General features: G+C 64.5%; 6 protein-coding genes. 3 read left to right on the top strand and 3 right to left on the bottom strand.

Annotated features, from left to right (window positions below):
• Positions 1-20: 20 nt before the first annotated feature.
• From C5N93_RS24425 to C5N93_RS24415, 3 genes are all read left to right on the top strand, one after another.
• Positions 21-860, top strand: coding sequence for a Crp/Fnr family transcriptional regulator (locus C5N93_RS24425; RefSeq protein WP_242561272.1), 840 nt, complete (start codon positions 21-23; stop codon positions 858-860).
• A 290-nt stretch (positions 861-1,150) separates the two neighbouring features.
• The gene (locus tag C5N93_RS24420; protein ID WP_242561271.1) at positions 1,151-2,824 is read left to right on the top strand and encodes an amidohydrolase family protein; all 1,674 of its coding nucleotides are present in this window, start codon (positions 1,151-1,153) and stop codon (positions 2,822-2,824) included.
• A 98-nt stretch (positions 2,825-2,922) separates the two neighbouring features.
• Entirely contained in the window at positions 2,923-6,390 is a 3,468-nt protein-coding gene (locus tag C5N93_RS24415; RefSeq protein WP_242561270.1) for a hypothetical protein, read from the top strand.
• A 31-nt stretch (positions 6,391-6,421) separates the two neighbouring features.
• On the opposite strand, the gene C5N93_RS24410 is transcribed toward C5N93_RS24415, so the two are convergent.
• Genes C5N93_RS24410 through C5N93_RS24400 form a run of 3 tightly spaced genes read right to left on the bottom strand, consistent with a single transcriptional unit; the run spans position 6,422 to position 11,123 of the window.
• Entirely contained in the window at positions 6,422-7,444 is a 1,023-nt protein-coding gene (locus C5N93_RS24410) for a transporter (protein ID WP_242561269.1), read from the bottom strand.
• Complete coding sequence (locus C5N93_RS24405; RefSeq protein ID WP_242561268.1) at positions 7,441-10,053, bottom strand: fused MFS/spermidine synthase; 2,613 nt, start codon at positions 10,051-10,053, stop codon at positions 7,441-7,443. Before C5N93_RS24405 ends, C5N93_RS24410 begins: the two co-directional genes overlap by 4 nt.
• Positions 10,050-11,123, bottom strand: coding sequence for an HAD family hydrolase (locus C5N93_RS24400; protein WP_242561267.1), 1,074 nt, complete (start codon positions 11,121-11,123; stop codon positions 10,050-10,052). The genes C5N93_RS24405 and C5N93_RS24400 overlap by 4 nt, the downstream gene beginning before the upstream one ends.
• Positions 11,124-11,132: the final 9 nt, after the last annotated feature.

The following is an 11,132-nucleotide window of genomic DNA, read 5'->3' as shown; positions in this document are numbered from 1 at the left end:
CCTACGGTGCTATGCAGGCCATGCAGTCATCTACCGCGCCTTCTCCCGCATCTGCTGCGGGCTATGCCAATACCGGGCAGGACATTGCCGCTCAGGCGGCATCTCATCTGCCGTTGCGCTCCCATGGGCGCGATCTCTCCGTGCGTCAGCGCGAGATCGTCTGGACAGCCTTTCGCAATAACGCCGCCTTGCAAACGTGGTCCGACGATGTCCTTGGCGCGTTGATCGAGGCAGGCCACTTGCAGACGTATCCCGACGGCACGCTCATCTACGCAGCGGGCGATCCGTGTCCGGACATTCACGTCATCCTCTCGGGCGTGCTCGAATGGGAGTGGACCAGCCCCGACGGCGGGCGCGCCGTCGAAGACTTCATTCCCCCCGGCGAAGTCGCGAACTTCATCGCGGTCCTTACCGGCGAGACATCGGTTCACCATCAGCGCGCTCGCGGACTGACTCGTCTGTTTCATATTCCCGCTCAGGCGCTCAACGCCCAGTTCGCACTTGATCCGACGCTTACCGCGTCGTTGCTGCGACTGATCGCCGCCCGGGCGCGCGGTCTGCACGACCGCCTCGGCCGGCACAGCCTCATGTCCTTCCGTGCCCGGCTCGCGTACCAGTTGCTCGCGTTGGCACGGCGCTACGGCGTGCAGGACACACAAGACACGCAGGGCATCACCCTGAACCTGCGGCTGTCGCAGGAAGACCTGGCGGCCTTGCTGATGGCCTCACGGCAGTACCTGAACCGGGAGTTCCGCTGGTTTCTCGACCGGCAACTCGTCCGGGTCCATTACGGCCGGATTACGTTGCTGGACATGGAGGCGCTGCGGGCGATCAGCGAGGGCAGGGAGGCCGGGGCCTGACCGACGCGACAGGGTCATTGTGGAAGCAGGCGGGGAGCGCGATCTGTCGTCTACCCGACAGTGTTTCGCGTGATTTCTTCTACCTAAAGCGCGGGATCAGCTATAAGGCACCGCCCCGGTGCCGGGGAGCGCTTCGTGAGGCGGCGCAATCGGTGCATCTCGCCCCAATACCGGTCGCCGTTCGTGTCGTGCGCAAAAGCTTCGGATTGCTGTGCAGCGAGCGAGTTGAGAATCGATACATTGGTTTCGCAGGCATGAAAAACCAGAAGATTCTGTGACCGAGACATTCCATGAAAAAGACAGCACTGAGCCCTCGCGATACCCGTCTTGCCACGCATAGCCCCGACGCGGGATCTACGTCGGCTGGCGCATCGACCACGCAGCACCCTACGCCCACGGCGCCATCGAAGGACGGCCGTCTGGCTGGCCTGAAAAAGCGCCTGACAAGCGGGCTATCCTCCTCGGCGAAAAGCGCGGGGCCGCGTCAGATCGTGCTGCCGCAAAAGAAGTTCGGCGACGGCAGCGTGCGTCCGGATCGTCTCGTGGCGACAGCATTGCCCGCTTCCGGCATGACGTTGCCGGACGGCACGGCAGTCAAGGGGAATCACTTCGGCCCGCCGCAGTTCGTGATGCCGAACGCCATGGGCAACGAGCCGCATACCGATAGCCATATGCATCCGACCAACTACGTTCAGCAAGGGCTCATGCCCCGCCAGATGCTGACGATGATGGACGAGATCGGGATTCGGTCGACGACGATGATGAAGATTCCGACGTCGCTGCAAATTCTGGAAGACAACCGGCAGGCCATCAATCCGTCGGCGTTCGTGCGTGAAGGCGGTACGAGCGCGGTGGGCGGTCACGACCATGGCAGCGATGCGCTGCACGATTGCGGCCTGGAGTCTTACTACGTGCCGAAGGACATTCAGGCGCGCGAAATGGCGCGTAACGGCGGCAAGCCGCTGTCCATCGACGATTTCAAGAAGAATCCGGGGCTGATCGACGAGATCGTCCAGCGCGGCGAGCTGTATCTCGATACGGCGGTGAACAGCCATCTGGCCAGCGAGATTGCCAAGGCGGGCCTGACCGATGCCGAGCGCAGTCGACTCGATCCGATGATTACCGGGATGAATCTCGGCGATCTGCGTGGCGGCACCAAGCTGCTCACGGAGCTGTACCACAACAAGGGGACGTTCACCGGCATTGGCGAAATCACGGTCCACAAGGAACTCGTCGAGGACATGTATGCCGGGCAGCGCGGGCAGTCCAACACGCAAAATCGCGGTAATGGGCTGAAGGGGCTGACGAATCTGCTGGAGATGGCCGGGGTGGTCGGCATGCCGGTCGTGCTGCACTGCGACATCGACAATCTGCACGCACAGATTGCCGACGCACAGCACGAGCATGCGCCGGACCGTGCGCCGGCGAACTTTGAAGGCCTGCGTCAGTTGTTCTCGGATCCGCGCCTCAAGGACACCAACATCATCTGGGCGCACGGCGGCGGTCTTGGCCGGTTCGTGCAGCAAGGCAAGCAGCATCTGGACTTGCTCACGGACTTGCTAGCGAAGTGCCCGAACGTGTTCATCGACATCTCGTGGAGCGAAGTCGCGAAGCAGATCAACAATCCCGAGACGAAGGCGGCGTGGGTCGAGTTCCTGGAGAAGAACAGCACGCGCATCTGCTTCGGCTCGGACACGCTTGCACCGGCCAGCACCGAAAAGTGGAACGAGACGAAGAAGATGTACACCGAGGTCCTGGGGCAGTTGTCGCCGCAAGCGCGCGAGAACATCCTGAACCACACCTACGAGAACGTCATCTCGGGATCGCGGGCCAAGGTGCGCGACTTCGAAGAGAAGGTGCTCACGCCTGCCTTCTACGAGAAGCACCTCATCAATCCGAACGCAGAGCAACCGCTGAGCGCCGCCACCGTGCGCGCCGAGGCGGAAGCCGCGCGTGCCGAGTGATCGCGCCGGGTCGTCGGTATCTCTGACGCTGTTTTTCCCCTGAAGTCTCCGCGACGCCTGTCGGGCGTCGCGGCGCAAGCCCTCATACGGAGGCAATCGTGAGTTTCGAACTGAGGAAGCCGGGCAGCAGCTTTCTGACCGGTCACACCGCTGCGCCGAGCGACAGCAAGTCTGCATCCCAGTCGGCGCCTGCCGTGGAGGGGAATACCCGCGAGAACTCGCCGTCGCTGTCGGGGCTAAGCGGCCTGAACGAACGGCGGCAAGCGACGCGAGCCACGCCAGACGACGCGGCGGCGCCCGGCAAGGGCAAAGGCGGCATGCGCGCGCAGTTGAGTCGCATCAAGTCGCAGATGCAGACGGGGGCTTACAAACACGGTTTCGGCATCTCGCAAACCAGCAAGTCGATTACCCCGTTTCACACGATCACCTCGTCGGCACGACCGAAGATGCAGAGTGTGGTGCGCAATGAAGGGCAGGACGCGCCCCCCGTGCCCCGAACGCTGGCAGCCCAGATGGCCGATGCCGCGCTGGCAGGCGCACGGCCGGAAGCGAAACCGAGCGGCGCGCTCGCGAAGCTGGATTCCCCGGCAGAGTTGTCGCGCGTGCTCGACCGGCATTTTCAGGGGACGCCCGCCGAGAAGCAGCGTCTGAGCGCTACGTTCGGCGAGATTCGTGAGACGGCACAACTAAGCCATGCGGAAACGGCCGTGCTGGCCAAGTCGCTGGCGCTCACGTTCCCGTCAGCCGACAAGGCTGTCGATGCCGTGAGTGGTCTGCGGGACTTGCACGTGATCGACGACATTCTTCATCCGTCACCCGACTTCCAGCGCGCGTCGCCGGCCAACAAGATGGGCTGGCAGTTTGCGGCGAAGCTGGCGAGCGTCGATGGCGGTCTCGGGTTGTCGCTGCTGCACAAGGTGACGTCTCACGGTGAAGGTGGCGATGGCCGACCTGCTGCACTGACCGAAGCGCAGGGCGGTCGGGTGCTGGCCTATCTGCGTGCGGCTTCCGAGGTGGCGCGTGCCAGCGGCAGCGACCGCGTGGACCCGGCGGCGATCTATGGACAAGGCGCGATCGCCACGGCCGTGCGCGCCGCGCGTGGCACAGGCGATGCCGAAGCCTGGCCCGGGCGCGCCGGGACGGCGACACCGGCAGGCGTCACCCTGACGCTGGCCGAAAAGGCGTTGCTCGCGTTGCACGACGAACTCGATCCCGCCGTTACCCAGCAGCACGGCTGTGCGTTTGCCGTCCAGATGGTGCGCGGGGGCATGGTGACCGACGCGCGGCGCAATGCCGACGGCACGCCCAGCGAATTCCATCGCGTGGAGTCGCGTGCCGCCAAGAGTTGCGGCAAGCACGTCGACCGTGCATTACGCAGTGGCGGCAGCGGGGCAAGCAACATGCTGACATCGTTGCTCAAGCGCTTTGGACTGCATCAGGGCAAGAGTCCTTATCACGCCTACAACGCCGTCATCTCACCGGACGGACGTAACGTCGGCTTCGGTCTGTCGCACAAGGGTGGCATCCATGAGGGACGCGCCGTCAAGGACATGATCGACGTGCTTGAGGACGCACTGAAGCAAAGCGGGGGTCCGGGGCGTCGCCCGTTGCTGGACGCAGACGGCAAGACGGCAACGTCGTCGCCGGACGATGCGACGCTTCGCGGTGTCGTCAGGCTCGCGCTGTTGCAGGCCGTCAAGGCGAATACGGTGCTGCTGCCGCGATACGCGCGTGGCGACGAACCGACGCCCCAGATGCGGGACGCCGCACGCGCCGGCGCACTGGGCATGATTCGTCAGGAGGCGAGCGGCAGCGCGGTGACCGGCGACGCGCTGGCGCAGCGCGTTGCCACGATGCTCGACGAGGAAGGCCGACGCATGACGCCCGCGGCCTTGTTGCAATGGGCGGGGGATGCCGGCGGTCCGGCGGACGAGGCCGCCATGGCGGCCCATGCGGGCAAGCCCTCCGGAACTGCACAGAAAGGACAACCCGACTGGACGATGTTCGCGCAGGGCTACGGCCTTGCGGCGCACAACGCGTTGCCGGGCGTCGACACGCCCTCAATGAAGGGGGCAACACGAGAAGACGTCGCCAAGGTGCTGTCCGATATGGTGCGCGGCGAGGAGCTTGGCTCTGGCTTCTCGATGACCAACGGAGGATTCACGCAAGGCACCACGCGCGGCGTCTCCGAAATCATCTCCGGCATTCTCACCGCCGGTACCGGCTCGGTGCGCATCGATCTGGGCGGCGGGCGCAAGCGCTACGTGACGTTCGAGTCGGGTGTTGGCACGGACCGCAGCTACCTCCGCATGGGCGTTGCGACGGTAAAGCAGGGGCAAGGCGGCGCAGGCGGCTCGATTGGTCCGCGCCTCGCGGCCACTGAGGAGTTCAAGGTGTCGGCTTCGGCAGGTGCGGATCTTCAGCAGGCGTATGAAGACGTGCATTACGAAGGTGCGGTCTTCGGCTTCCCGCGCCATCTCTCGGGCGGCGTGGGCGGCGACCGTGATCTGGCGGAGCAGAAGGCGAAGCTCGTGGCGTTGTTGCTGGACGTGGCCGGTGGCGGCAATGCCGGCAATGACGGCAGCGGGGCACTCCCGCGCCCCGGCAACAAAGAAGATCAGGGCTCGCTGGTCAAGTCGGCGTATCAGGCCTTCGGCGACCGGATCTCGGTCGGACGCTTCGAGATCACCGGCCCGACACACACCACGACCGGCAGCGTGAACGGCGGCGTCGGGCTGACGGCCGGTCAGTTCAGCGTCGGTCCCAATCTGCGGCTGTCCGGCCAGATGAAGATCGGCGCGACGAACTACCGGGATCTCTCCGGCACGTTGCAGACAGTGAAGACGGCCGACGCCCACACGTTCAAAGCCAGTGTGGACGGCACGGTGGCAACCTTCAGCGGTCTTGTCACCGATCATCTGGCGCAGGCCACGGCCGGGGCGGCGACTCACGCGATCGGCGAGCATGTATCGGCGTTCTCACAATTGGTGGCAGGCCGCGTCGGCGCCGGTTCGGCGGACTTCTTCAAATGTGGCGAGACCCGTGCGACCAACCGCATTCTGGTCGACGGCAAGCAACTGCCCACGAGCTGCGCGGTGACGACGTACAACGATCCGGCGTCGTTCGTGGGTGCGCTGTCGGCCGACTTTCAGGGGTTTGCGGATGACAAGTCGAAGAAGTTCTTTGGGGCGCGCCACGCCAAGACGCCAGACGCCTCCGTGGCGACCGAAAAGCAGGTGCTCGGCGAGTTCGCAGGGGAAGTGCTCGCGCAACGCGACCTCACCGCCGCGCCGCAACTGTATTGGGAGTGGGGCGCCCACGTCGACACCGTGAACCTGCTGTCGGCAGACGTCAGCCTGTCGCGACAATTGAACGACACGCCACGGGTTGCCGAAGCCGAGCGCGACATGCACCGCATTCACCACGACCCCGCTTATCGCGAAGGGCGCTTCATCATCAACTCGAACGTCCGGTCGACGAGCGATACGAAGGGGCTCAATGGGCTGCTGGGCATGACGCACAACGTGGAAAACCGCGTCAGCGAACAATCCTTGCGATTCAGTTGACGGGGTGTCGGGATGAGGGCGACGGCCACGCTCAGAATATGAGCGTGGCCGTCGCCATGAAGGTCTTCGTGCTCTTGAGGCGATTGGTCGCGGTAACGGTGGGCACCCACCGTGCCGAGAGCGACAACGGGTGTTTGCCGTCGAGCCGGGTGTCGTACGTGACGATCGGCCCCAGCGCGAAGTCGTGTCCGCGGAATCCGTTCAACCGGTCGGCCGTGGGGCCGCTGTCGCTGCCCAACTGCTGGGTCGTTCCAATGACCAGCCCGACGCCCAGCCCGTTCGAAAACTTCTTAAGCCCCATGACGTCGAGAGTAAATAGCGGGGCGTTCTGATAATCCGTGGCGGTATTGCGGGTATAGAACTGCACCCCGGCGATCACGTCGAACTCCAGATCGTAGGCTGGCACGAACTTGGTGTAGGCGACTTGGGGGATGAATGTCCAGTTGTTCAGGCTGGGGTTCGCGAGGGCATTGGGATCGTAGCGTCCGGTCGGTGCCCAGATCGCCACCGAGAACGATATGTGGTCGGTCTTCGAGAAGTGATAACCCGCGATGATCGGCGTGAAGGTGATGTCGAACAGATTCGAGGCGTTCTGCGACGTGCTTGCGCTGCCGCCCCGGGCACCGCTGAGTGTGGCGGTCGTCTTCGTCCAGAGATATGGCAGGGTGAAGCTCGACGCGAAATTCCATGCCCCCGTGCCGGTATTCCACGTCTTCATCAGGGTGGCGAGGGTGAACGACAGTTCACCGTCCAGCCCCAGCGATGTCTTGCCTGCAATCGGCACCTGACGGCTGCCGCCGATACTTCCATCGAAATAGATTTCTGCCACGTTGACTGCCCAGATCGGTTCCGGGGAAACAACGCCCGCATTGGGTTGCACCCCCGTGCCGCTGACCGGACGCCCAAGCGCGCCTTCCGTCGCGCTGGCCGGCGGGGTGGTGGCCGTGACGATGACCACAAGTGCGGCGCTGAGCGTCAGTGACGACCGCAGGCGAGCGCCTGTAACGTCGGATGGTCGGCGCGATGGCGACATATCGATGATCTCAAGCGTCATTGGCGAACGTCATTGGCGTTTCGTCCACCGGCAAACCAGCGGAAGTAGGGGTTGTCGCCGTCCAGTTGCATGGCGAGTGACATCTGGCGTGCCCAGGTGTCACGATCGCCATCCAGCGCTGCCAGCGACGCCCCGTAGAACGCCCGCAATGCGCCTCGCGAGCGAACGAGTTCATCGTTGAGCGCATCGTCGGCGCCAACCACGGGCGGATCGCTCTGCAAGGCCAGTAGATGACGCAGCGTTGGCGCAAACGCCTCGCGCCCGACCCAAGGTGCATATTCGATGCCGGGGCGATCGTCGGTCACCGGCGCGATGTCTTCTACGTAATAGGCAAGCCCGGAGCGATCGGTGATCCACGTCGCCAGCAATGCCCCTGCCGAGTCGATGCCGACCTCGCTGAGTGCCTGGGCAACACCCGGTTGCGTGAAACGCTGACGAATCGACCTGGCGTCCAGCACCAGGGGGGACGATCCACCGACCAGCAGCATCTCGTGCAATTCGGTGGTCCAGAGGCTGGCGTGCGGGAACACCGCGATGAAGCTGGCGATGAGCGCTTTCGTCTCGGCTTCGTTCTGCGTGGGCAATGGCAGCCATTGCGCCACGACACCGCCGTCGCGCAACCGCGACGACGCGAGCCGGTAGAAATCGGTGGAGTAGAGATTGGCGACGCCCGCCGCGCTGGGTGGCGGTGGTTCGAGCGTAATCAGATCGTAGCGGTCTTGGCTACGTAGCAATTCACGGCGTCCGTCGCGCACCCGAATGTCCATGCGCTTGTCGTCGGCCACGGCGTAGTTGCCTTTGAAATGCGACGACGCCCGCACCACGGCCGGCAGCAGTTCGGCGCTCACGCGTTGCGTCAGCCCCGGATATTGCAGCAAGGCCCCGGCCGTAATGCCGGTGCCCAGCCCGATGACCAGCGCGCTTTGCGGCGATGTCCGTCCGACCACGAGCGGTAGTAGCGCCTGAAGCCGCATGTAGCGCAACGATGTCATGGCGTCCCCCGAGTTCGATACGCCCTGAATGTAGAGACGGTCGAACCGGTGAGTGCCCGACGACTGACGTAGTACCGCGACTGTCGCCCCGCGGCTTTCCTCATAGAACCGTAGCTCGCCGCCGCGCGCTTCGGTGAGGAGCGTGGCGAGGCGTTGGGGCGGTGTCGCCATCGTTGCCACACCTAGCAATGCGCTCAGCGCGATGACCGTCCAACGTGCCACGCCTCCTGCGCCGGTGCCACCCCAGATGGCGACCAACGCAATAACGCATGCCGTGCCTGCCAGTACGCCGAGCGTTCGTACCAGACCAAGCGACGGTACCAGCCAGAAGCCCGTGACCAGCGAGCCCACAATGCCGCCCGCGGTGTTCAGCGCGACGACGCGTCCGACACCCCGTCCGACATATCCGGCATCGACCGCCAGTCGCAGTACGTACGGGAAAGCCGCGCCCAACAGCAGCGTGGGAACGAAGACGATGCCGAGGCCCGCGACCAGAAAGCGGGCGCACATCGCGAGCGTGGTGCTCTGCGTCGCCGCATAAACGATGCTCGCCAGTCCGGCCTGCGCATTGAAGATCCAGTCGCCGAGTCCGTAGAGGGTGACGACAGCGGCGACGCCCGCGCCCACGATTAACGTCGCAAAGACACCCCAGGGATCTCTCGACCGCTCCACACGGTGTGACACGAGCGCGCTGCCCAGCGTCAGGCCACACAGATAGGTCGCCAGCACGATGGCGAAAGCGAACGCGCGCGTGCTCACGAACTGAACGATGGCCTGTGACCACATCACTTCATAACCGAGCGCCACGCCACCGGCCGCGGCGTAGAGCCAAACGGCCAGCGCACCGCGACGTCGCGCCACCAAGGCTTCGCTGGCGGCTGGCAGAACGTCGCTCTCGATCCTGAGCGGCGTGAACGGCAATGTCGCCGATGCACGGCGCGAGGCGACGATCGCCGCCACGGCGAGCAGCACATTCACTGCGGCTGCGGTAAACGCGGCCCCCTGAATGCCGAGCGATGGAATCAGCCAGAACGGCACGGCCAGCACGCCAATGACCGCGCCAATGGTGTTGGCCGCATAGAGTCGCGCGCCGACACGCCCGATATGGCCTTCGATGGCGCCGCGCGAGCGCATGAGTACCGGAAGTGTGCCGCCCATGAAGACGGCGGGTAGTCCCGCGAGCAGGAAAGGCAGCGCCCAGGCGACGATCCCGAGATGCGTTTCGAGCCAGACAAACGGTGCAGCCGCGTGGGGAAGGATCAGGGTGCTGGCGATGGCGCTCAACGCAACGGCGGCTTCGAGCACAGCATAAAGCCGCATGGGATTGACGACGGCATCGGCGCGGCGTCCGAAATACCAGCCGCCGTAGGCCAGTCCGCCGAAGAAGGCGCTGATGGCAATCGACACGGCATGCACTTCCACGCCCACGACGATCGAGAGTTGCCGGATCCACAGCATCTGAAAAACGAGGGCCGATGCACCCGAGAGCGCCAGCAGTAGTGCAGGCCAGGCGATCGACGGCGCCGTGGTCACGGCCGGGGCTGTGGCGTCATGACGACGCTGGCGCGACGCTGATGTGCCCCCTACGCCGGTCAGGGCAACGGTTTTCCTCGTCATTGCGACGCTGCCGATGTGGCAGGAAACACCGTCGCCCAGTCGTCCCGCATGCTCACGATGGTCCAGCCCCGGGCGACGGCGGCGTCCCACGCCCGGTCGAGCGTGCCGATCTTCGACTTGCGGTCGTAGGCGAACTCGCGCACTGCATCGTCGTGATGCACGAGCAGCGCCAGATGGGGGCCATTCCCGGTGGTCGTGTATTCGAGCATTTGAAGATCGCCGTCGGAGTTACCGAACGCAAGAATGGGTTTGCGGCCGATACGCCGATAGATGCCGACGGGTTTGCCGGGGCCATCGTCGACGAAGTCGATCTTCGGCAAGCGAACGAGTTGCCCCTGCGCTTCGCGGCTGTCGTACTTCACGCCTTCATCGGTGCCGACGACCTGTTCTGGCGGCACGCCATAGATGCGCTCGACCCACGCTCGCATGAACTGCGTCGTTCCCCCGGAGACGATGTAGGTCTTGAAGCCGTTCTCACGCAGGTAAGCGAGCAATTCGAGCTGCGGCTGGAACACCAGTGAGGGATAGGGGCGATGCAGCGTGGGGTGCCGGGCCGAGGCGAGCCATGCATCGATGCGCTTGTCGTAGTCCTCGACGCTCATGCCGCTGTTCGCCTGCGCGAGCAATTGCAGCAGCGGCTTTTTCTGTGCGCTGAGTGCCGCCGTATCGCCGGCCATCAGAGCGCGGAATGCCGGGTTGCGCTTCCATTCAGGGTGCGACGCCGCCTGTGCCTTCACCTGATCGATCATGAAGATCAACTGGAAGTACAGCGGCTGTTCGCTCCACAACGTGCCATCGTTATCGAACACGGCGATGCGCTCGACGGGCGCGACATAATTCGGCGATCCTTCACGGGTGACCTCGGACACAAAGCGCACGATCGTCTGCTTTGCAGCGGTGTCTCGCCATGAGGGCAGGGCGTCGACGACCTTCGTCGCAGACGTCGTCGGTGGTGTGGCTGACAGCGGATTCGGTGCGCTCGGGCCCGACGCTGTGGTGCAAGCGGTGAGCGAAATGACCAGCGCAGCGAGCAAGACGGTGAGCGTGTCGCGCAGAGCGAATCTCTTCATCCCTCATCC

Origin of the sequence: Pandoraea sp. LA3 (assembly GCF_022696215.1) — a bacterium.
GTDB classification, from domain to species: domain Bacteria; phylum Pseudomonadota; class Gammaproteobacteria; order Burkholderiales; family Burkholderiaceae; genus Pandoraea; species Pandoraea capi.
The sequence above is the reverse complement of the archived record's forward strand: the minus strand, read 5'-3'. Positions and strand labels throughout refer to the sequence as shown.

What these genes read in the sequence shown, in the direction of transcription:
- C5N93_RS24425 (WP_242561272.1), top strand. Translation starts at nt 21, where the DNA reads ATGCAGTCATCTACCGCGCCTTCTCCCGCATCTGCTGCGGGCTATGCC.
- C5N93_RS24420 (WP_242561271.1), top strand. Translation starts at nt 1,151, where the DNA reads ATGAAAAAGACAGCACTGAGCCCTCGCGATACCCGTCTTGCCACGCAT.
- C5N93_RS24410 (WP_242561269.1), bottom strand. Translation starts at nt 7,444, where the DNA reads ATGACGCTTGAGATCATCGATATGTCGCCATCGCGCCGACCATCCGAC.
- C5N93_RS24405 (WP_242561268.1), bottom strand. Translation starts at nt 10,053, where the DNA reads ATGACGAGGAAAACCGTTGCCCTGACCGGCGTAGGGGGCACATCAGCG.
- C5N93_RS24400 (WP_242561267.1), bottom strand. Translation starts at nt 11,123, where the DNA reads ATGAAGAGATTCGCTCTGCGCGACACGCTCACCGTCTTGCTCGCTGCG.